1 protein-coding gene and 1 pseudogene are annotated in these 715 nt (G+C 35.2%); one reads left to right on the top strand and one right to left on the bottom strand.

Annotated elements, in window-relative coordinates; translation table 11 throughout:
• The coding region (locus D8792_RS11040) for a hypothetical protein (protein WP_260470308.1) at window positions 1–467 on the top strand (467 nt) is incomplete at its 5' end.
• Between the two features lie 38 nt (window positions 468–505).
• Here the strand turns inward: D8792_RS11040 and D8792_RS11035 are convergent.
• A pseudogene (locus tag D8792_RS11035) lies at window positions 506–715 on the bottom strand (hypothetical protein); the annotation flags it as partial.

The raw sequence follows: 715 nt of genomic DNA, 5'->3' as shown, positions 1-715 counted from the left end.
ATTATTACATGGATTCACGCCATTCAGGTTTGCTACGTGGTACGTTTCGTCAATGTCGTATTATGGGTATTCCAATACTAACTGCCTTTGTTCCAGTCGCAGAAGAGGACTATGAACAGATGGTCTGGTGGTACAATAACTCAGTTAATGATTATCTTAAAGATTATCGTAAGCCAAGTAAAAATGCTCCTAAGATTTCATCTTGGGAAGCATTCACAGAGAAACAAGATTTACCAATGATAGATGATGACATTGAGCTTTATCTATTCATGGATCAGTTTGAGTTTTTGAAAGCAAAACTTGCAGAATCAAATTTTCAAGCACCAGATATTTTGGAAATGTTATTTGATGGTTACGAGAATAAGGAAATCTTTGAAAAACTAGGAGTACAGAAATCTGCTGGATATAAGAAAGTAAAAAATACTCAGAAAGAAGGGTTAGAGCTTTACAACAAATTTAATAAATAACAGAATCGCCATCTCAATTACGAGGTGGCGATTTTTTGCTAGTCTTTTTGATAGAAAAAGCATTCATATCCATCAGCCCTAAGATTAATATCAGACAACCAGTCAGGTGCTATCCCCATTAATGATGCAACTTCATCAAGTTTTTGTTCAATTGGACATTCGATTATTACTTCATCGTGGACATGGCCTACAATCTTGAAATCATTTAGTTGCTTCATAGAGAACGCAAGTATGTCTCTACTGATAGC

Origin of the sequence: Streptococcus cristatus (genome assembly GCF_003943505.1) — a bacterium.
Lineage (GTDB): Bacteria > Bacillota > Bacilli > Lactobacillales > Streptococcaceae > Streptococcus > Streptococcus cristatus_E.
Note: the sequence above shows the minus strand (reverse complement) of the source record. Positions and strands in the feature narration are given on the sequence as shown.